This is a genomic window from Catenuloplanes atrovinosus (assembly GCF_031458235.1).
Taxonomy (GTDB): domain Bacteria; phylum Actinomycetota; class Actinomycetes; order Mycobacteriales; family Micromonosporaceae; genus Catenuloplanes; species Catenuloplanes atrovinosus.
The window spans coordinates 926,646-946,309 of record NZ_JAVDYB010000001.1 but is presented as its reverse complement, the minus strand read 5'-3'; the positions used below and the strand labels follow the sequence as shown (position 1 = coordinate 946,309).

Here is a 19,664-nt window from a genome sequence, read left to right as displayed (position 1 = left end):
GGTCAGCCGGGGCTCTCCCCGGGGCAGGTGTGCGTGAACGTGAGCTGGGCCCCGCGGGCGGCGTTCGGCGCGCTCACGTCGAGCTGTTGCCAGCCGCCGAGGGTGTCGCCGGGGGCGCCGGTCCGCAGCCACGTGGTCTCGAACGTCCTGGTGCCGGCCGCGGTGAAGTCGACGGTCTCGACCGGCCCGAGCGCGCCGTCCGAGCGCAGCCAGCGGAGGGTCACCCGGCCGGGGCCGGACATCGCCACGGTCTGCCTGAAGATCGTCCGGTAGCCGGTGGTGCAGTTGTCGGCGTCCGGATCGGGCACGGCCTCCCCCGCGAGCATCGTCACCGTCGCCGGCGGCGGAGGCGGCGGCTGCTGCGTCGTTCCGCCGGGTGCGGGGCGGGGCGGGCCGGGGTTGTTCGGGTTCGCGGGATTGCCGGGGTTCGCGTTCGGGCCGGGGTTCGGCGGAGCCGGTACCGGGGCCCCCGGGCCCGGGACGACGACGTTGACGTCGCCGCCCGGCGCGACGGCGGAGCCCGGCTGCGGCGTGCCGGGCGGCAGGCTCGGCACGATCACCTGCGGGCCCGCGGCCGCGCGGGCCAGCACGAGCGTCACGCCGGAGTCGTGAGCCATCTTCGTGCCGATCCGCGGGTCGGTCCGCAGCACCGTGCCGGGCGGCTCGGCCGAGTCCTCGAACTCGATGCCGCCGACCACGAGGTCGGCGTCCGCGAGCCGCGCCTCCGCGTCCGCCCTGGTCAATCCGACCAGCGCGGGCACCTTCGCGGTCGGCTCCCACCGCATCGCGAACACGGTCCCCGCGACGGCCGCGAAGAGCAGCACGAAGACCAGGCCGACCTTCCCCGCGCCGTTGAGCACCAGCCCGCCGGGGAGCTGAACCTGTCCCTCGAACCGGCGGAGAATCCGGGTGTGCAGCCGCACCCGCTGCGCCGGCTCGTCCTCACCATCCGGTCCCGCCTCCGCGCCGCCACGCCGCTCGCCCTCGGTGCCGTCACGCCGGGCCGGCTCCGTGGCGCCACGCCGGGCGGCCTCGGCCGGCGTCCGCTCCGGTGCGGGCGGTAACGTGACCGTCTCCGCTCCGGCCTCGTCTGATCGTGCGTCTTCTCCGGGTGTGGTCGACTGTGTCACGGGACCTCCGCCCACTGCGGCCTCGTCGATGCTGGTTGCCGTCACTAACGGCGGTGACGCGCCGGGGCAACGGCCTCCCGATCGGACAAATGGCCACTTTCACCCCACCGTTTCCCCGGCGGCGCGATATCGGATCAGCCGCCGGCCGATGATCGTCTACCGTGTCCCGCGTGGTTGCCGCGATCGAGCTCTACCTGGACGTCGACGCCACCCGGCGGATCAAGACGCTGTGGCGGTCGCTGGAGGCCGAGGGCGTACCCACGATGGCGGGTCTGCTCGGTAATCGGCACCGCCCGCACGTGTCCCTCGCCGCCGCCCACCGTCTGGACCCACGCGCCGTCGAGGCCGCGCTGGACGGCCTGCGCGTCGGCGCCGGCCTGACGCTGAGCATGGACTTCTCCGGCCAGTTCGTCGGCCGCGTCCTGTGGCTGGGCATCACCCCCACCGAGGAACTGCTGGCCCACCATCGCACCGTGCACGAGCGACTGGCCGCCGCCGGCGTCGAGGTGTGGGACCACTACCGCCCGGGCCGCTGGGTCCCGCACTGCACCATCTCCATGCGCGTCCCGAACACCCAGATGTCGCACGCGGTACGCCGCTGCATCGAGGTCCTCCCCCTCCACGCCACGGTCACCGGCGCCGCCGTGGCCGACCACGCCAACGACATCCACCACCCACTCCCCTGACCGATCCGCCCGCCGCTGCATCAGCGGTCGCGGCTCTCCGGGACCGACAGCGGAACCGGCTCCGATGCGACGGCGCAGCGGCGGCGGAGCCGGCGCGAGGTTTGCCCGCGGGAGCATGCGGGTCGGGACCACGCCGGGAGCGGGAAAATCGGGGTTGGGGTTCGGCCGCCGGAGGTGGTCGCGTTCCGGTGCCCGCGGCACGCGACCACCTTCGCGTCACTCCTGCTGTTCCGGCAGGTCCCGCATGCGGGGAATCGGGGAGTTGAGGACGAAGAGCACGCCGGTGACCGCGCCGACCGTGGCGATCCAGAGAGCGGGGCGGACGCCGATCGTCTCGCCCAGGATGCCGCCCAGCACCGCGCCGATCGGGCGGATGCCGTAGTTGATCGTGCGGCGGGCGCCGCTGATCAAGGAGAGGCGGGAGAGTGGGGCGGCGGCGGTCTGTAGGGAGTTGACCGCGATGTCGAGCAGCATCACACCGACGCCGCTGAGGAACTCCGCGGCGAAGAGCATGGCCATGATGACGGGTTCGCCGCCGGCGGCGAGCGGGACCAGGACCAGGGGCAGCGGGAACAGGATGTAGCCGGCGACCGCGACCGGGCCGACGCCGAACCGGGTGGTGAGCGGGCCGGTGATCGCGGCGCCGATCAGCGTGCCGACGGAGGCCAGGCCGAGCAGCACGCCGAGCTGGCCCGGGGAGAGGCCGAGTTCGGTGGTGGCGTACAGGATGAACAGCGCGGAGAAGATGTAGTTGAAGAGGTTGAGCACGGTGACGCCGGCCAGCAGCGAGCGCAGCACCACGGAGCGGGCGATGTAGCGCAGGCCGCCGAGGATGCTCTGGTCCTCCGCCTCGGCGACGGCCGCGCGCTCGTCCGGGCGGATGCGGGCCAGCAGCAGCGCGGAGCCGACGTACGACAGCGCGTCCGCGATCAGCGCGACCGGCGCGGTGAGGATCTGGACGAGCAGGCCGCCGGCGCTGGGACCGGCCACGGACGCGGCCGCGCGGGCGCCGTTGACCAGCGAGTTCGCCCGGATGTAGTCCTCCCGGCGGACCACGGAGGCGAACAGGCTGCTGTTGGCGACGTCGAAGAACACGGTGAGCGTGCCGGTGACGAAGGCGATCACGTAGAGGTGCCACAGCTCCAGCACGCCGGCGAACGCGAGCACCGGCACGATCACCAGCAGCGCGGCCCGGCCCAGGTCCGTGACGATCATGACCCGGCGCTTGATCGGGCGGCGGTCCACCCAGGCGCCCGCGACCAGCGAGAAGAACAGCGTCGGCAGCAGCGAGGCCGCGGTCAGATAGCCCATCTCGGCCGGGCCGGCGCCGACCGTGAGCACGGCCAGCAGCGGCAGCGCGAGCAGCGTGATCTGCTCCCCGGTCAGCGACACCACGTGCGCCGACCAGTAGCGCCGGAACATCCGGTCGCGCAGCAGCGTGCGCGGGGCGAGCAGCGTCACGGCGCACCCGTCTCCGGCGTCGGGATGGCGAGCTGCACCATGGTGACGCGCCGCGAGCCCTCGGCCCGGGCGGCGCCGTCGGTGTAGGGCGCCAGCACCTCCTCCACCCGCGCGACCACGTCGGCCAGCTCCTCCGCGGTCACGTAGATCATCGTGTCGCCGAACCCGGCCGCTTGCCGCCACTCCACCGGCTCGGTGTCGCGGACCGCCAGGTAGGCCTCGGCACGCCGCACGTACTGCGCCAGGATCGCGGCGTTGAGCTGGTCGGCGGCGGCGCGCATCTCCGGGTCGTCGGAGTCGTCGGACCAGGACGTCATGGTGGCGGTGGCACGCCACGGCCGCTCCCGCGCGTCCGCGCCGGGCACGCGCTCGACCACGCCGTACTTGGCGAGCTGGCGCAGGTGGAACGAGCAGTTCGGCACGTTCTCCCCGAGCTCGGCCGCGCACTGGGTGGCGGTCATCGGCCCGTTGCGGCGCAGCAGCCCGACCAGGCTCAGGCGCAGCGGGTGGGCGTAGGCCCGCAACGCACGCGGATCGTTGAGGTGGAGCTCTCCCTCGGACATACCCTAAAGCATGCTCTAGAAAGCTATCTTTAGCAACACTTCTTTAGAATCGGCCGATACGCCCGGGAGCCGCCACGCTGTCGCCGTGCAGGTGCACGAGTACGCGAACCACGACGCCACGGGCCTGCGCGACTGCGACCTTCGCGACGAACTCGTGCCGCAGGCGCCGGAACTCGAACGCGACGGCCGCCAAAGCCCTGGGCGGCGAGCGTAGTCGGCGCCGATCCGTGTTGTTCCCGCTGCTGCCGGGCGTTGCGAGCACCACCGCGGCGACACCGCGGGCAGCGCCGCGGCGTCGTCGGACAGGTGGGGATCGGCGACGGTGATCGGTCCACACAGGGGATGGTCATATGCGGAACATGGCGAACTCCTTCCTTGAATCTCAGGCGGAGGATTGGTGGATCCGGGCGGGTCGGCTGGCGGCCACGTCGCTTAGGATCGCGGAGGCGGCCAGTTCGTCACGGGCGGCGAGCCGGTCGAAGCCGGCGACGGCCGGATACACGTACGGGCCCAGGGTCGCGATGAGGACCGCACCGATCGCGAGGATGGCCATCAGCACCGGCATGACGGGATCGTAGGAACCGAGCGAGTCGTAGCCCAGCCCGAGCAGCAACGGCCCGCAAGCGGAGCCGAGGATGAATGCGGCCTGCACCGAACCGACGAGCCGGCCGAAGCTGCGCATGCCGAGATAGCGGGTGATGAGCACGGCGAGCAGGTCGCCCTCGATGCCGAACGCGACGCCGATGAAGGCGACCGCGGTGGCGGCGCCGGCGAACGGCAGATCCAGGAAGAACAGGCCTACGATGGGGGCGAGCATCACGATGGGCCCGACGACGGCGCCGTGAACACGGTCGATGACGAAACCGCCGGCCACCCGTCCGACGAGTGACGCCAAGCCGAAGATGACGAGCAGGGAGGCGGCTTGGTCGTCGCTCAGTCCGCGGTCGGTCATCATCGGCACGAGGTGTACCTGCAGTCCGGTAACCACCACACCGACCAGACCCAGCCCGACCGCGATGCCCCAGAACTGCCGGGTGCGAACTGCCGCGGCGAACGTCAGGCCGGGCAATTCCAGGCTGACATCGCGGCCTTCGACCCGCGCCTCCTGCACCAGGCGCCCACGGACGTGCCGTTCCGCGCGGGCCCGGACGAACAAGGTGACCATCGTGACCGGCACCACGATCGAGATCATCGCCATGCAGGCGTACGCGAGGCGCCAGCCGAGGCTGTCGATGAGGGCCCCGGCCAGCATCGGGGCCAGGGCAGCGCCCAGACCGATGAATCCGGTCACCACCCCGACGGCCAGGGCGCGGTTGTTGTCGAACCAGCTCACCACGGCTCGGGAGGCGGGCACCATCGTGGCGGCGCCGAAGAGTCCCACGAAGAAGCACGGGACGAGGTAGACCGCCGGGCTCGACGGCGTCAGACCGATCAGCGCCATCGAAACAGCGAACAGCACGAACCCCGGCACGAGCAGGTACCGCGCGGCGAAGCGATCCGCGATCCGCGCCACCAGCAGCAGACCGATCGCCATCCCCACCGCGGCGACGGAGGCGGCCGCGGTGACGGTTGTGCGGCTGAATCCGGTCTCCGCGGAGATCGGATCCACGAACAGGCCGAGCGAGGCCAGATACATCTGAGGGCCGAAGGCGGCGGCCACGCCCCCGCCGACGACCACCCACCAGGGACTACGGGGCCGGCTCATGCGGCGGTCAGGAACGGGGCGCCGGTGAGCTGCTCGGAAACCTCCCAGACGCGTGCGGCCTCCGCGTCGCTGCGCAGCGGCGGATACATCCGCTGTTCGGCCGGCCGGCCGCCGAGGTTGCCCGGACCGCTGGGCCCGTAGAGCACGCCGGACTTGGCGGTGGGGTCGGTCGCGGCCATCAGCGCCGGCAGCCCGGCGGTCTCAACGGTGCCGAGCAGAATGCCGCGTGACGACAGTCCCTGGATCAGCCGGTATTGCGGAACGCTGCTACTGCGGCCGAGCTCGGGGCGGGCGGCCAACAGGCTGGTGGGGGCTACGCCGGGGTGGGACAGGTTGCTGGTGATGCCCCAGCCGTATGCCTCGCTGCGCCGCTGCAACTCGAGGCCGAACAGCCCGAACGCGATCTTAGACTGGCTGTAGGCGCGCATGACGTTGTAGGAACGTTCCCAGTTGAGGTCGTCCCAGTTGACCCTGCCCCAGCGGGCGGACACGCTGAGCTGGGAGGTGACTCGGGCGCGGCCTGCGCTCAGCAGCGGCAGCAGGTGCCCGACGAGGGCGAAATGGCCCAGGTGGTTGGTGCCGAACTGCACCTCGAAACCGTCGGCCGTGGTCTGCCGGTTCGGCGGTCGCATGACACCGGCGTTGTTGATCAGCACGTGAACCGGGTTGCCCTCCCGGCGCAAGGTGTCGCCGAAGGCCGCGATCGAGGCGAGGGACGACAGGTCGAGGGCGCGCAGGGAAATCTTCGCTCGCGGGTGGTCATGCCGGATCCGTCCGATTGCCCGGTCGCCCTTGGCAGCGTTGCGTACCGGCAAAATCAGTTCGGCGCCGGCCGCGGCCAGCCGGGTGGCCATGACCAGGCCCATCCCGTCGCTCGCACCGGTGATTACGACCCGTTTGCCGGTGAGGTCGGGAAGGGAAATGTCGATCTTCGTGCGGGCCATCGTGGTGCTCCATATTCTCTCGGCTGGGATCGAGATTGGTGCACAGCCGAAAGCACATCCAGGGCCTGCGAGTCCTTGGCTCGTCGATCCGGCCGAGGGCCCTGGGAAAGGGGGATTGGGAGGCCCTGGATGCCGCCTGACGGGGTTGTTATAACGGTCATGTGATCGATCGAGCCGGCCTCGCCCAGTTCCTGCGCCGTCGGCGGGAGTCACTGCAACCCGAGGACGTCGGTTTGCCCCGCGGGCCGCGCCGCCGGACCACCGGTCTCCGCCGCGAGGAGGTCGCAGCCCTCTGTCACCTCTCCACCGACTACTACAGCCGGATCGAGCAGGAGCGCGGCCCGATGCCGTCCGAACGCTTGATAGCCGCCGTCGCCCAAGGACTGCACTTGTCCCTTGACGAACGCGACCATCTGTTTCGGCTCGCCGGCCATCACCCGCCGGCTCGGGATGCGACCAGCGAGCACATCAGTCCAGGTTTGCTGCGCATCTTCGACCGGCTCACCGACAGCCCTGGCGAGATCGTCACCGAACTCGGCGAGACGCTGCGGCAGACCCCGCTTGCCGTCGCGCTGACCGGCGACCTCACCCGATACTCCGGGCCCGCTCGTAGCCTGCCCTATCGCTGGTTCACCGACCCGGCCACCCGGGAGCTTTATCACCCCGACGACCACGGCCGCATGTCCCGCGTTTTCGTCTCCGGAGCGCGCCGGTTGACCACCGTCCGCGGGCCCGGTTCAAAGGCCGCCGGCCTCGCCAACCTGCTGCTCGCCGAAAGCCCGGAGTTCGCGGCGCTGTGGAATCAGCATGACGTCGGGATCGGTCCGCACGAGGTCAAGCGCTACGTGCATCCGGAGGTCGGCCTGCTGGAGTTCGATTGCCAGACACTGCACGATCATGAGCAGTCCCATGTGCTGCTCATCTACACCGCCGTCCCGGGAAGCGAAAGCTACCGGAAGCTCAAGCGCCTGTGGGCGAACAACGCTCAGAGCGTTTCTACTGATCTGCATTGATCTGCCGGTACGCACCGTCGGCCGACCGCGTTCGCCCCGTTTCACTGAGCTGCATGGCGCTTCCGGGCCGAGCCTGCACGGTAAAGCCGGCCGGGGACGGCCGCGCGATAGCGCCCGCTCCCGATCCGTCCGAGCTCCACCTGCCGCCCGGTCGACCGCGGCGGGGATACGAAGGACTGCACGACCGCCTGAACAGCCGCCGCCTATTGCCATCCGCTCGGATACCAGCCGTGGCGATCGCCGCCTGCGGCAATCCGGTTGAGCACAGCCCAGTTGCCAGTCAGGCCGGCCAGGAAAGGATGCTCCGGCGGAAATCGGGGTGAACGACCACCGCCGGCACGGATGCGGCGATGGCCGAGTTCAACCCATCCCACTGATCACCACCCCCCGCCGGCGACGAAGCCGCCCGCAAACGTATGAATACCGGCAGCGCCGCGCCGCCCGGGTTGGGCGGCGAGTAGATTCGCGCCGGGACGGGCCGACCTGGGCGCCCGCCTCAACTTCGCGCACTCGACGTCCGCACTTCCCGGCGTCGTCCACCGGGCGCAGAGGGCGGTAGAGCTGACGCTCGGCGGGTGCGCCGCCCAGACCACCGGGCTCGCTCGCACCGTAGAACCGGCCGCCCTGGGCGTCCGGATCGGTGGCGGCCATCAGCGCGAGCGGTGCCGCCGTCTCGGGGGTGCCGACTAGCAAGCCGCGACGCGAAAGCATGCGGATTCACCGTTGCTGCGGGGCGGCCCGCGGCCGGCCGATCTCTGGACGCGTGCCATGGTGCTACTCCCTTGTCGGCCACTGGTGCTTACGAGAATGCGCGGCCACGCCCGGCCCGAACTGCGGTAAGCCGATCCCCTTCAGCGACGCTCGACCCGGCGGAGGCAGCCACCGCAGGAGGGACGCTGCCCATTCATCGAAGCATGTAAATGCCGAGCCAAGCAGGGAACCAGTTCCGTCGGGCTGGCAGACCCGACATCACCACGCCACCGGCTCGGGTCTCGCGGCGACACCGCGTAAGGGGGATCGACAGTCCGTGGCGACGCTGGCACGCCGGCGGCCACAATGATTCCGTACCGGAAAGGAAACGCAATAGTGATCGACAGGACCGGACTTGCGGACTTCCTCCGGCGCCACCGCGAGGCGTTGCAACCCGAAGACGTGGGCCTTCCTCGTGGAGATAGACGCAGAGCCAGAGGACTGCGGCGGGAGGAGGTGGCGTCGTTGAGTCACATGTCAACCGTCTACTACGCACGACTCGAACGGCAGCGTGGATCTCAGCCGTCCGTACGGATGGTCGCCGCTATCGCGCAGGGACTTCATCTCACTCTTGACGAGCGCGATCATTTGTTCGTTCTTACCGGCCACAACCCGCCCGCTAGAGGAGAGGCCGATGATCATATCCGTCCCGGCCTTCTACACGTGTTCGACCGCCTCAGCGACACCCCGGCAGAAATAGTAAACGAAATCGGTATGACGCTGCGCCAGAACGTGCTCGGCGCCGCCCTCACCGGGGATACGACCTCCTACACCGGCTTCGCTCGTAGCCTTGCCTATCGTTGGTTCACCGATCCGGAAGCCCGGCAACGCTACCGACAAGACGACCATACATACTTGGCCCGGCTGCTCGTGTCGCGAGCGCGGACGGTTGCCGCCCTGCGCGGTTCCGGATCCCGTGCGGCGCGCCTTGCGAACCTGCTCTTTGCCCGGAGCCCAGAGTTCAGAAAACTCTGGAACAGTCACGAGCGCAGCGTTCAGCAGAACGACATCATATATTTCGCGCACCCGCAGGTCGGCGCGTTGGAGTTGTGTTGCCAGCAGCTGATCGACCCGAGGCAGAACCACTCACTCCTCGTTTACACCGCCACACCCTGCAGCGAAAGTCACGACCGATTGCACCTCCTGTCCGTTATTGGCACGCAAGTCTTTCCACAGTCATCACCGCAGGACGAAAGCCGGTACATATTTCCCGAGTGGGATGACCCCGGCACAAGCGAATAATAGACGCTGGCCACTTTCCAGGTCGCCCATCCGGACGCAACAAGGTGAACGGCATGACGTTCGACAGCCTTATCCACATCATTGAGCCTTTTTCATCCGGCGTAGCGGTTGGTTTCGGCGTGGTGTAGAACGAGGATGGCCCGCACGATCACGGTGGCTCGGCGTGGGCAGCCTCTCGAATCACGGTGTCGGCTAGCGGGTCGCCGACCTGAAGCATCCGCATCATGGTGTCGAACCGGCTACTCATTCATTGAGATGTTTCCTCACACCGGGATTGCCGAACCATTACCGTCGCAACGGTGTCACCGAAACGTTCGGCGAAACTCGATCTAGAAATCCCATGACGACCGCGGCTGGCTGCGCCGGCCTGCCGATCGGCGTGCAGGTCGCCGCCGGGTCCGGCCGGGAGGACCTGCCGCTCCGGGTGGCCGCGCAGTCGGAGGAGACGGCGCCGTGGCGGGACCGCGCACCCGGCCTGTTCGTCGGCTGACGTACATCTGCATGTCTTGATGCGTTGGCCGCGCTGCGCTGGACTGATCCGGTGACCGCACACCACCATGTGACTCGCCGTACGCTGCTGGCCGGCGCGGGCGGGGTCCTGCTGCTCGCCGCCGCGCCGCCGGTCCCGGCCCGTGCCGCCAAGGCCGCGAGCGCCGGAGCCGGCCGCGCCTCGATGATCACCCAGGGGACCACCCTGGTCCACGCCGACCTGCACAACCACACGCTGCTGTCCGACGGGGACGGCGATCCCGCGCTCGCGTTCGCGTCGATGCGCTCGGCCGGGCTGGACGTCGCGGCCATCACCGACCACACCACGCTCTTCTCGATCGAGGGCCTGTCCCGCAGCGAGTGGAACCGGGTGGGCGCGCTCGCGGACGCGGCCGACGATCCGGGTGCGTACACCGCGATCCGCGGCTTCGAGTGGTCGAACCCGCTGCTCGGGCACGTCAACGTCTGGTTCACGGCCGACTACGTGGACCTGGGCGGTGCGACCGGGATGGGCCGCCTCTACGACTGGATCGAGGCCGCGGGCGGCCTGGCCAGCTTCAACCACCCGGGCCGGGAGGTCGGCCGCTTCGGCGACTTCGCCTTCGACGCCGGCGCGCGCGACCACCTGGTCTCCATGGAGATCTTCAACCGCACCGACGACTACCTGTTCGACGGCTGGTCCAGCGGGCAGAGCTCGCCGCTGAACGCGTGCCTCAACGCGGGCTGGCGCACCGGGCTGTCCGGCGTCTCCGACGAGCACGGCACCGACTGGGGCTACCCGGAGGGCAAGGGCCGCACCGGCCTCTGGGTGACCGAGAACACGCGGGCCGAGGTGCGGTCCGCGATGCGCGCGCGGCGGTTCTTCGCCACCCGCGAGTCCGGCCTGCGGGTGGACGTCACCGCCAACGGCGTCCGGATGGGCGGCACGCTGCCGATCTCGTCCGGCGACGTCACGTTCGCGGTCGACCTGGACCGGGGCCCGGACTGGGTGGGCCTGCCGCTGCAGATCCAGGTGCTGCGGCCCGGCACGCGCGCGCCCGTGGTCGCCGACGTGGTCGACGCGGCGGCCGGCGGCGTCACCACGTTCACGGTCCGGCTGGACGCGGCGGACGGCGACTGGGTGGTGCTGCGCGTGGCCGACCCGGCGCGGGCGAACGCGAGCCCGGGGCCGAGCGGGCACGCGGCCAACAACTACGGCGTGGCGTACGCGAGCCCGTTCTGGCTTTCGACGTGATGCCATACTGGGAACGGTGAAACTTCCATCGTTTCGCCAGCTGCTCAGCTGGCGGCGCGTGGCGCTGACCGCGATCCTCGGCGGCATCACCGCCGTCGCCACCGTGGTCGCCAGCGAGTCCTGGATCCACGCGCGGGCCGAGGGCCACCTCTACTCGATCGAGGCGGTCCCGGCCGCGCCGGTCGCGCTGGTCCTCGGCACGCAGGTGCTGCGGACCGGCGAGCCCGGCGAGTTCCTGGCCGGGCGGCTGGAGACGGCCCGGCAGCTCTACACCACCGGCAAGGTCCGCGCCATCCTGGTCTCCGGGGACAACGGCCGCCGGGGGTACGACGAGCCCACCGCGATGTACTCCTGGCTGGTCCGCAACGGCGTGCCGGCCGAGCACGTGGTGCGCGACTACGCGGGCTTCGACACGTACGACTCGTGCTTCCGCGCCAAGCGGATCTTCGGGGTGGACCGGGCGATCGTCGTCACGCAGAGCTTCCACATCGCCCGGTCCGTCGCGCTCTGCCGCGAGCTCGGCATCGACACGGACGGCGTGGGCGACGAGACGGTCCGCGGCGTACAGCCGATGGTGTGGCGCAACGCGTCGACCCGCGAGCACCTCGCGCACGTCAAGGCCGTGCTGGACCTGATCTCCGGCCGCGACCCGGTGCACCTCGGCCGCGTGGAGACCGGCGTGGCGGACGCGCTCTCCTGAGCTCGCACGCCGGGGTTCCCGCGCACGACCCGGGGGTAAGACTGGCATGATCCTCCATGACTTCCCCCACCACGAAAGGTGTCACATGACGGAGCAGCCGGTATTCAGCCAGCTCGGGTTCTCCGACCAGGAGTGGGGCCTGCTCGTGGGCCTCCCGCACGCGGTGCTGACGGCCGCGTCGGCCGCCGAGTCGGACGGCTCCAAGCGCACGCTGCAGGAGAACGCGGCGGGCCTGGAGGGCATCGCCGCCGGGCGCGAGTCCGGGAACTGGCTGGTCACGGAGATCGCGAAGGAGCTGGTCGTCCGCGTGGGCGACCCGGACGCGGGCGAGGAACTGCCGGCCCTGACGCCCAGCGACCCGAAGGCGTACATCGCGGACGTGCTCGACCGCGCGCGGCAGGCGCACACGCTGCTGCGCGAGAAGGTCGACGAGGGCCAGGCCGGCGCCTACACGCACTGGCTCGTCACCATCGCCGAGCAGGTCGTGACGGCCGCCCCGTCCGGCGGCATCCTCGGCATCGGCGGCGACGTGGTCACCGAGGGCGAGCGCCGCTTCCGCGACGAACTCTCCGCGATCTTCAACGACTGAGCCGGAAATCGGCTCGCGCGCTCCCCGCCGGGCGGGCGATCATCGGCCGGTGTCCGATCCCGTCCCCGCCCGGCAGGTCCGCGCCGTCTTCACCGACTCCACGATCACGGTCTATCAGGCCTACTCGCCGGAGATCGCCCTGCCCGCGCTGACCGCCGGCCGCTTCGTGCCACCGTTCCGGCCCGGCCGGATGACCTGGATCAAGCCGTCCTTCCGCTGGATGATGTACCGCTGCGGCTGGGCCACCAAGCCGGGTCAGGAGTTCGTGCTGGCGATCGCGATCCGCCGCCGGCCGTTCGAGGACGCGCTGCGCACCGCCGTCCTCAGCCACTACGACCCCGAGCGGCACGCCGGTCGGGCCGAGTGGTCGCGCGCCGTGAAGCGCGGCGACGTCCGCGTGCAGTGGGACCCGGAGCGCGATCTGGCGCTGCGTCCGCTGCCGCACCGGTCGTTGCAGGTCGGCCTCTCCGGCGCGGCCTCCGCCCGGTACGTCGACGAATGGATCACCTCGATCGAGGACATCACGCCGCTCGCCCGGCACGTCCGCGCGCTGGCCGCCGCCGATCGCGCCGCGGCGTGGGCCGCGCTGCCGCCCGAGCGGCCGTACCCGCTGCCCGCGGACGTGGCCGCAACCATCAAAGCCAATCCCTGAAATCCCCCTTTGTCGTGATGAAACGGCTCATACGATGAGGCGAGGTCGAGACGGAGGGGTCCAACCGTGAGCGGTGTCAAGGAGCTCGGTGCCTTCCGGCACGACGACGCCGGCGAGGTCGCCCGGCTGGTCGTCGCGTACGCCGCGGAACGCGGCGTGGAGGCGCGCGTCGGATCCGCGAGCGGTGGCGAGATCGCCGACCAGGCGGACGTGTACGAGCCACTGGACGGCTGGACCGTGGTGATGTGGCCCAGCACCAGCGGGGACGCCGCGGTCGAGCTGGCCCGGGCGGTCAGCGGCCGGCTCGGCACCGTGGCGAGCTGCGTCTCCGCCTACGAGGACGACTTCTGGAGCCACCTGGTCTTCGAGGCCGGCCGGGAACGCGACCGCTTCACCTCCCGCCCGGACTACTTCGAGGAGGAGGCCGGCACCGAACACCGCTGGACCTCCGACCCGGCCGTGGTCGCGGGCCTGTTCGGCGTGGGTGCCGCCGACATCACCGACTACCTCACCCCGCTCACCGAGGACGACCTGGACGGTGAGGACGAGCGCCGCGCCCACCCGGACGACGAGTACGCCCTCACCGACTCCTGGGTCTTCGTCGACTTCTGGCGCCACCTCGGCATCACCTACCCCGACGCCGACGTCCCCCCGCTCCAGTACGGCGTCACCTTCTCCCCCGGCTGGGAGAAGACGATCGGCACGCCCGCCTGAGCCTGGCGCGATCGGCCACCAGCTCGGCGTCATCGGCCACTGTGCGCCGCCTCCGCGATTCGTAGCGTCGATCTCGACGCGAAACGAATCGTCCCGAGAGGTGGCACGAATGTCCTGGTCGACGGCGGAGATTCCGGAGCAGCGCGGGCGGGTGGCGGTGGTGACCGGCGGCAGCGGTGGACTGGGGCTGGTGACCGCGACCGTGCTCGCCGGGAAGGGGGCGCACGTGGTGATGGCGGCGCGGGACCGGGGGCGGGCGGTGGCCGCGCGGGAGCGGATCCGGGCGGCGCATCCGGGGGCGTCGGTGGAGATCGTGGGGCTGGAGCTGGCGTCGCTGGCGTCGGTGGAGAGCGCGGCCGGGGAGATCCTCGACCGGCATCGGCGGATCGACCTGTTGATCAACAACGCGGGCGTGATGGCGGTGCCGGCGGCGACCACCGTGGACGGCTTCGAGATCCACCTCGGCGTGAACCACCTCGGGCACTGGGCGCTCACCGCGCACCTGCTTCCGGCGATCGTACGCACGCCGGACGCCCGGGTGGTGACGCTGACCAGCAGCGCGCAGCACAACGGCCGGCCGCTCGCCCTGCCGCCCGCGCGCGGGGGCTGGCGCGCGTACGACGACTCGAAGCTCGCCAACCGGCACTTCGCGCAGGGGCTGGACCGGCGGTTCCGGGACGCCGGGCTGTCCGCCCGGGCGCTGACCGCGCATCCGGGGTTCGCGCGCTCGGACCTGATGGACCGGGCCACGGCGGCCGGGGTGCGGGGTGCGATCCTGTTCTCGATGGCGCGCTGGTTCGGCATGTCGGCGCAGCGCGGCGCGCTGAGTCAGATGCGGGCCGCGACCGATCCGCGCGCGGAGGGCGGCACCATGTACGGGCCACGCTGGGCGATCAGCGGCCCGCCGGTGCGCCGCCGGCTGATCCGGCCGGGCAGCGACCGGGCGATCCGCGCGCTGTGGGAGGTCTCCCGCGGACTCACCGGCCTGGACGTGGACGTGGCGCGCGCGCTGGGCGGCAGCCGGCCGGTCGCGCGCCCGTGAGCACGACCGGGTTCACGCTCACGTCGTCGATCACGGCGACGTTCGCGGACCACGACATCCCGGCCGGTCCAGTGCTGCGCGCGGCGGGACTGCCCGAGGACCTGTTCCTGCACGGGCCGGTGACGCTCACGCCGGAGCAGTTCTACCGCTGCTGGACCGCGATGGAGGAGCTCTCCGGCGATCCGGAGCTGGGCATCCGGGTGGTGGAGCGGACCAGCACCGAGACGTTCCAGCCGCCGCTGTTCGCGGCGCTGTGCAGTCCGCACCTGCGGCGGGCGGCGGAGCGGATCGCCGTGCACAAGCGCCTGCTCGGCCCGCAGCGCCTGCTCATCGGGCCGGGCGACGAGCTGCACCTGACCATGGGGTGGCCGCCGGATCCGCCACCGCCGCCGGGGCTGGTCGTCTACGAGCTGGCGCTGTGGGTGGCGATCGCCCGCCTGGCCACCCGCGCCCGCGTCGTACCGGCCCGGATCGCCGTGCCGGACCCGCCGGGCGGCACGGTCGCGGCGTCCTGGCGGGACTACCTGGGCGTGCCGCTCGGCCGGGCCGCCGAGCCCGTGGTGGTGTTCGCCGCGCACGACGCGCGCCGCCCGTTCCTCACGGCGAACGCGGAGATGTGGCGCGTCTTCGAGCCGGACCTGCGCCGCCGGCTGGCCGACCTGGAGCGCGCGGAGTCCATGGCCGAGCGGGTCCGCGCCGCGCTGGTGGAGCTGCTGCCGGCCGGGGAGGGCACCACCGCGGGCGTCGCCCGGCGGCTGGCGCTGAGCGGCCGCACGCTGCAACGCCGCCTGGCCGCGGAGCGCACCACGTTCCAGGCCGTGCTGGACACCACCCGGCACGCGCTCGCCCGCACGTACCTCAACCGCCCGGACGTGTCCATCCCGGAGATCGCGTTCCTCCTCGGGTACGACGAGCCCAGCTCGTTCTACCGCGCGTTCCGCCAGTGGTCCGGCACCACCCCGCAGCGGGCACGCGCCCGCTGATCGCCCTTGCACCACGCGACCGGTGCATGCCCCTGCTGCCGCCCCGGCCCCCGCCGGCAGCGGACAATCATCTCAGGACAGCGTCAGCTCGTCCGCCGCGATCGGCACGGCCTGCCCGCAGGCCTCCAGACAGACCGCGGCGGTACGGTCGGCGACGCGCGCCCACGGGTAGACCTGACGGGCCCGGTCCAGCGCCGCGGTGGCGGCCGTGTAGCGGCGCACCGGGTCGGCGAGCAGCGCGCGGATCGCCATGCCGAGCGCACGCGGGTCGCGCGGCGGCACCAGCTCGCCGGTCAGCCCGTCGATCACCGCGTCGCGGACCAGCCCGGTCGCGGTGCCCACCACCGGTACGCCGCACGCCATCGCCTCGATCGCCGCGCTGCCGGACGGGTCCCGCCAGGGCGCGCAGACCGCCAGGTCCGCGGAGCGGTACCAGGCCGGACGCCCGGCGGGCGGCACCGCGCCGTGCGTCACCACCCGATCCGCGACGCGGCAGCGCGCGGCGAGCTCGGCCAGGTCCGGCCCGCCGCCCAGGATCACCGCCTCCGCGCCCGGCACCAGGCGCATCGCGCGGATGAACTCCTCCGGCCAGGCGCGGCCGTCCGCGACCGCGACCACGCGCGGGCGCTCCCGCGGCACCGCGTCACCGGCCGGCGTGAACAGCTCGCAGTCCACACCCGGCGGGATCACCGTGATCCGGCCGCGCGGCACACCGAGTCGCAACAGCTCGCCCGCCTCGTCCGTGGACCCGGCCACGATCCGGTCCGCGACGCGGCAGAGCAGCCGCTCGTACGTGCGGCGCTCGTCCGGTCCCGGCCCGCCCACGCCGTGGAACGACTGCACCAGCGGGGAGGCGCCGGCCGCGAGCGCGGCGACGCCGGCCGCCCACCCGTGCGCGTGCACCACCTCGGGCGCCCAGCCGTCCGCCCAGGCCGCGGCGAGCCGCTCACCGGCGCGCCGGCCGGCGGCGTCGTACTCACGCACGTCGTGCCCGAGTCGCGCGAGCGCGGCCGAGAGCTCGCCGGTCTCCACCTCGGCGGCAACCATCGCAATGCGCATAAGGGCAATTATTTGCGTTTAACGGGATCTTTCGTGGCGGCTTACCGGAACCCGTCGTTACCCTGGCCCGCGCGCGGGTATACGACGGGCATGGCGAAGGTCGAGCAGGTGATCCCGGCGTCCCCGGAGCAGGTGTGGGCCGCCCTCGCGGACGGCTGGACGTACAGCGACTGGGTGGTCGGCACCGTGCACATCCGGGACGTGGACGAGAACTGGCCGGCGCCCGGGTCCCGCCTCTACCACAAGGCCGGCCCGTGGCCGTTCTCGCTGCACGACGGCTCGCGGGTGCTGGAGTGCGAGCCCGGCCGGCGGCTGAAGCTGCGCGTCGGCATCTGGCCGGTCGGCGAGGCCAGCGTGACCATGACGCTCGTGCCGCAGGGGGAGACTGCGACGCGCATCACCTTCGAGGAGGAGCCGGTGGCCGGCCCGTTCAAGTGGGCGCACAACCGGCTGAACGACCTGGTCCTGCACCAGCGCAACCGGGAGTCGCTGCGCCGGCTGTCGGACGTGGCGGCCCGGCAGAAGGCGATCCACCAGAAAACCCATCAATAACGGCGGAACCCGGACCCCGTTCCGTTCGTCATACAGGTCATGCCGACACTCACCCGTCCCGCGCGCGCCCTCATCGGGACCGCCGCGGCCGCCACCCTCCTGCTCACCGGCGCCTGTGCGAACACGAACAGCGCCGCTCAGGGTGCCGCCGGCTCCGCCTCCGCCACCGCGAACGCCGTCGCGCCGACCGGCGACCTCCCGGAGATCACCGGCACCACGCTGGTGCTGCGGGTCGACTACACCGGCGGTTACGTCACGCCGGCCATGCTCGCCACCCGGCTCCCGATGATCAGCGTCTACGCGGACGGCCGCGTGATCACCGAGGGTCCCACCACGAAGCAGTACCCGGGCCCCGCGCTGCCGAACCTGCGGGTCCACCAGCTCGAGGCCGCGGACGTCGACAAGCTCGTCGAGCGCGCCCGGTCCGCCGGCGTGCAGAACGGCGTGAACCTCGGCCAGCCGCCGGTCGCGGACGCGCAGACCACCCGCTTCACGCTGCTGACCGAGCAGGGCGTGCAGACCACCGAGGCGTACGCGCTGGCCGAGGCGACCGGCGCGGACAGCGGCCTCACCGCGGATCAGGTCCGTGACCGCCGCCTGCTCTCCGAGCTGATCACCGCGCTGCAGGACCTGGAGTCCACGCTCGGCCCCGGTCGCGTCAAGGAGCCGGACGAGTACCAGCCCGCCGAGATCGCCGGCGTGGCCATGCCGTGGCAGCAGGCCGAGGGCGACCCCGCGCAGACCGAGGTGGCCTGGCCCGGCCCCGCGCTGCCCGGCACGTCGCTCGGCGAGGGCCTGGACATGGGCTGCGTCGCCGCCACCGGCCAGGCCGCGAAGGACGTGTTCACCGCGGCTAAGGACGCCACCGCGATCACGCCGTGGACGTCCGGCGGCAAGCGGTACACGGTCCAGTTGCGCCCGCTGCTGCCGGACGAGCACGACTGCGACGACCTGATGAAGGCTTGACCTTCACCCTTGGGAAAGCCCGACGCTTCTCCTCGTGCCGGTCACGGTGACCGGCACGAGGAGGAGGTGAGTCGCGCGTGGGCCTGCTGACCATCGGGGCGTTCGCCCGGCTGTCCCGGCTGTCACCCAAGGCGCTGCGGCTCTACGACGACCTCGGTCTGCTGCCGCCCGCGGCCGTGGACCCGTCGTCCGGCTACCGGCTCTACGATCCCGCGCAGTTGGAACGCGCCCGCCTGGTCGCCTGGCTGCGCCGGCTCGGCATGCCGCTGGCCCGCATCCGCGACGTCTGCGCGCTGCCGCCGGACGAGGCCGCGCACGCCGTGGCCGCGTTCCGGGACCGGATCGCCGCGGAGGCACAGGCCCGGGAGCGGCTCGCCACCTTCCTCGTCGACTACCTGTCGGGAAGGGGCTCCCCCATGTCAGACCAGCACATCGAGCTCGGCATCCGGTACGCCGCCCGCACGGACACCGGGCGTGGCCGGGACACCAACGAGGACGCCGTCTACGCCGGATCGCGCCTGCTGGCCGTGGCCGACGGCATGCGCGGCCCGCTCGGCCGGCGCGCCAGCGCGACCGCGATCGAGGCGCTGCGGCCGCTGGAGGACGCGGATCTGCCGGCCGGAGCGCTGCTCAACGCGCTGTCCGAGGCGATCGGGTCCGCCGACTCGGCCATCCGGTCCGCCGACGACCCGCAGTCGCTCACCACGCTGACCGCGCTGCTCTGGTCCGGCTCGCAGCTCGCGCTGGTCCACATCGGAGACTCCCGGGCCTATCTGCTCAGGGAGGACGCGCTGTTCCGGATCACCACCGACCACACGTACGTACAGACGCTGGTCGACGAGGGCCGCCTGACGCCGGAGGAGGCGCGGTCCCACCCGGAGCGCGCGCTGCTGGTCCGCGCGCTCGGCCACGACGCCACCGCGGATCTCTCGCTGCACACCGCCGAGCCGGGCGACCGGTACCTGCTCTGTTCCGACGGCCTGTCCGCGGTCGTCGATCCGGCCGCGCTGGAGTCGACGCTCCGCGACACGGTGAGCCCGGCCGACACGGTGGACCGGCTGATCGCGCTCGCCTACGACAGCGGCGCCCCGGACAACATCGCGTGCGTGGTCGCGGACGTGGTCGCGGTCTGACGGTCCACATGTGCGGTCGGCGTCCCGTGCGTCGGCCGCGGGAGCCGCACCCGGCTC

Annotated in this window: 21 protein-coding genes; 15 read left to right on the top strand and 6 right to left on the bottom strand. The window is 71.8% G+C overall.

Annotated elements, in window-relative coordinates; translation table 11 throughout:
* Positions 1–2: 2 nt before the first annotated feature.
* Complete coding sequence (locus J2S41_RS04210) at positions 3–1,130, bottom strand: PASTA domain-containing protein (RefSeq protein WP_310363288.1); 1,128 nt, start codon at positions 1,128–1,130, stop codon at positions 3–5.
* 170 nt (positions 1,131–1,300) lie between these two features.
* Here J2S41_RS04210 and J2S41_RS04205 point away from each other — a divergent pair, with 170 nt between their 5' ends.
* The gene (locus J2S41_RS04205) at positions 1,301–1,816 is read left to right on the top strand and encodes a 2'-5' RNA ligase family protein (protein WP_310376272.1); all 516 of its coding nucleotides are present in this window, start codon (positions 1,301–1,303) and stop codon (positions 1,814–1,816) included.
* A 216-nt stretch (positions 1,817–2,032) separates the two neighbouring features.
* On the opposite strand, the gene J2S41_RS04200 is transcribed toward J2S41_RS04205, so the two are convergent.
* Together J2S41_RS04200 and J2S41_RS04195 are read right to left on the bottom strand one after the other, a co-directional pair.
* Positions 2,033–3,238 carry an MFS transporter gene (locus J2S41_RS04200; RefSeq protein WP_310376271.1) on the bottom strand — a complete coding sequence of 402 codons (1,206 nt, stop codon included), beginning with the start codon at positions 3,236–3,238 and terminating at the stop codon, positions 2,033–2,035.
* A gap of 35 nt (positions 3,239–3,273) precedes the next feature.
* On the bottom strand, positions 3,274–3,840 hold the full coding sequence (locus J2S41_RS04195; RefSeq protein WP_310363286.1) for an ArsR/SmtB family transcription factor: 567 nt from the start codon (positions 3,838–3,840) through the stop codon (positions 3,274–3,276).
* An 85-nt stretch (positions 3,841–3,925) separates the two neighbouring features.
* Between J2S41_RS04195 and J2S41_RS04190 the strand changes: the two genes are divergently transcribed.
* Entirely contained in the window at positions 3,926–4,054 is a 129-nt protein-coding gene (locus tag J2S41_RS04190; RefSeq protein WP_310363284.1) for a hypothetical protein, read from the top strand.
* Positions 4,055–4,222: 168 nt separating this feature from the next.
* Here the strand turns inward: J2S41_RS04190 and J2S41_RS04185 are convergent, their stop codons facing one another.
* Together J2S41_RS04185 and J2S41_RS04180 are read right to left on the bottom strand one after the other, a co-directional pair.
* Positions 4,223–5,518 carry an MFS transporter gene (locus tag J2S41_RS04185; RefSeq protein ID WP_310363281.1) on the bottom strand — a complete coding sequence of 432 codons (1,296 nt, stop codon included), beginning with the start codon at positions 5,516–5,518 and terminating at the stop codon, positions 4,223–4,225.
* A 23-nt stretch (positions 5,519–5,541) separates the two neighbouring features.
* On the bottom strand, positions 5,542–6,489 hold the full coding sequence (locus J2S41_RS04180) for an SDR family oxidoreductase (protein ID WP_310363279.1): 948 nt from the start codon (positions 6,487–6,489) through the stop codon (positions 5,542–5,544).
* A 161-nt stretch (positions 6,490–6,650) separates the two neighbouring features.
* On the opposite strand from J2S41_RS04180, the gene J2S41_RS04175 reads away from it, so the two are divergent.
* From J2S41_RS04175 to J2S41_RS04125, 10 genes are all read left to right on the top strand, one after another.
* A complete protein-coding gene (locus J2S41_RS04175; protein WP_310363277.1) occupies positions 6,651–7,502 on the top strand; it encodes a helix-turn-helix transcriptional regulator in 852 nt (283 codons plus the stop codon).
* A 1,056-nt stretch (positions 7,503–8,558) separates the two neighbouring features.
* Positions 8,559–9,494 carry a helix-turn-helix transcriptional regulator gene (locus tag J2S41_RS04170; protein ID WP_310363275.1) on the top strand — a complete coding sequence of 312 codons (936 nt, stop codon included), beginning with the start codon at positions 8,559–8,561 and terminating at the stop codon, positions 9,492–9,494.
* Positions 9,495–9,834: 340 nt separating this feature from the next.
* The gene (locus J2S41_RS04160; protein WP_310363273.1) at positions 9,835–9,984 is read left to right on the top strand and encodes a hypothetical protein; all 150 of its coding nucleotides are present in this window, start codon (positions 9,835–9,837) and stop codon (positions 9,982–9,984) included.
* Between the two features lie 69 nt (positions 9,985–10,053).
* Entirely contained in the window at positions 10,054–11,217 is a 1,164-nt protein-coding gene (locus J2S41_RS04155) for a CehA/McbA family metallohydrolase (RefSeq protein WP_310363271.1), read from the top strand.
* A 16-nt stretch (positions 11,218–11,233) separates the two neighbouring features.
* Positions 11,234–11,917, top strand: a complete 684-nt coding sequence (locus tag J2S41_RS04150) for a SanA/YdcF family protein (RefSeq protein ID WP_310363269.1) — start codon at positions 11,234–11,236, stop codon at positions 11,915–11,917.
* Between the two features lie 85 nt (positions 11,918–12,002).
* Complete coding sequence (locus tag J2S41_RS04145) at positions 12,003–12,506, top strand: hypothetical protein (protein ID WP_310363267.1); 504 nt, start codon at positions 12,003–12,005, stop codon at positions 12,504–12,506.
* A 49-nt stretch (positions 12,507–12,555) separates the two neighbouring features.
* The gene (locus J2S41_RS04140) at positions 12,556–13,158 is read left to right on the top strand and encodes a DUF4291 domain-containing protein (RefSeq protein ID WP_310363266.1); all 603 of its coding nucleotides are present in this window, start codon (positions 12,556–12,558) and stop codon (positions 13,156–13,158) included.
* 66 nt (positions 13,159–13,224) lie between these two features.
* On the top strand, positions 13,225–13,872 hold the full coding sequence (locus tag J2S41_RS04135; RefSeq protein ID WP_310363264.1) for a hypothetical protein: 648 nt from the start codon (positions 13,225–13,227) through the stop codon (positions 13,870–13,872).
* Between the two features lie 109 nt (positions 13,873–13,981).
* On the top strand, positions 13,982–14,914 hold the full coding sequence (locus tag J2S41_RS04130; protein WP_310363262.1) for an SDR family NAD(P)-dependent oxidoreductase: 933 nt from the start codon (positions 13,982–13,984) through the stop codon (positions 14,912–14,914).
* A complete protein-coding gene (locus J2S41_RS04125) occupies positions 14,911–15,897 on the top strand; it encodes a helix-turn-helix transcriptional regulator (RefSeq protein ID WP_310363260.1) in 987 nt (328 codons plus the stop codon). Before J2S41_RS04130 ends, J2S41_RS04125 begins: the two co-directional genes overlap by 4 nt.
* A gap of 72 nt (positions 15,898–15,969) precedes the next feature.
* Here J2S41_RS04125 and J2S41_RS04120 read toward each other — a convergent pair whose 3' ends face one another.
* Complete coding sequence (locus J2S41_RS04120; RefSeq protein WP_310363255.1) at positions 15,970–16,956, bottom strand: glycosyltransferase; 987 nt, start codon at positions 16,954–16,956, stop codon at positions 15,970–15,972.
* A gap of 90 nt (positions 16,957–17,046) precedes the next feature.
* Between J2S41_RS04120 and J2S41_RS04115 the strand changes: the two genes are divergently transcribed.
* From J2S41_RS04115 to J2S41_RS04105, 3 genes are all read left to right on the top strand, one after another.
* Positions 17,047–17,508 carry an SRPBCC family protein gene (locus J2S41_RS04115; RefSeq protein ID WP_310363252.1) on the top strand — a complete coding sequence of 154 codons (462 nt, stop codon included), beginning with the start codon at positions 17,047–17,049 and terminating at the stop codon, positions 17,506–17,508.
* A gap of 39 nt (positions 17,509–17,547) precedes the next feature.
* Positions 17,548–18,474 carry a hypothetical protein gene (locus tag J2S41_RS04110; RefSeq protein ID WP_310363249.1) on the top strand — a complete coding sequence of 309 codons (927 nt, stop codon included), beginning with the start codon at positions 17,548–17,550 and terminating at the stop codon, positions 18,472–18,474.
* Between the two features lie 77 nt (positions 18,475–18,551).
* Positions 18,552–19,607: a MerR family transcriptional regulator gene (locus tag J2S41_RS04105; RefSeq protein WP_310363247.1), complete on the top strand. Its 1,056-nt coding sequence runs from the start codon at positions 18,552–18,554 to the stop codon at positions 19,605–19,607.
* Positions 19,608–19,664: the final 57 nt, after the last annotated feature.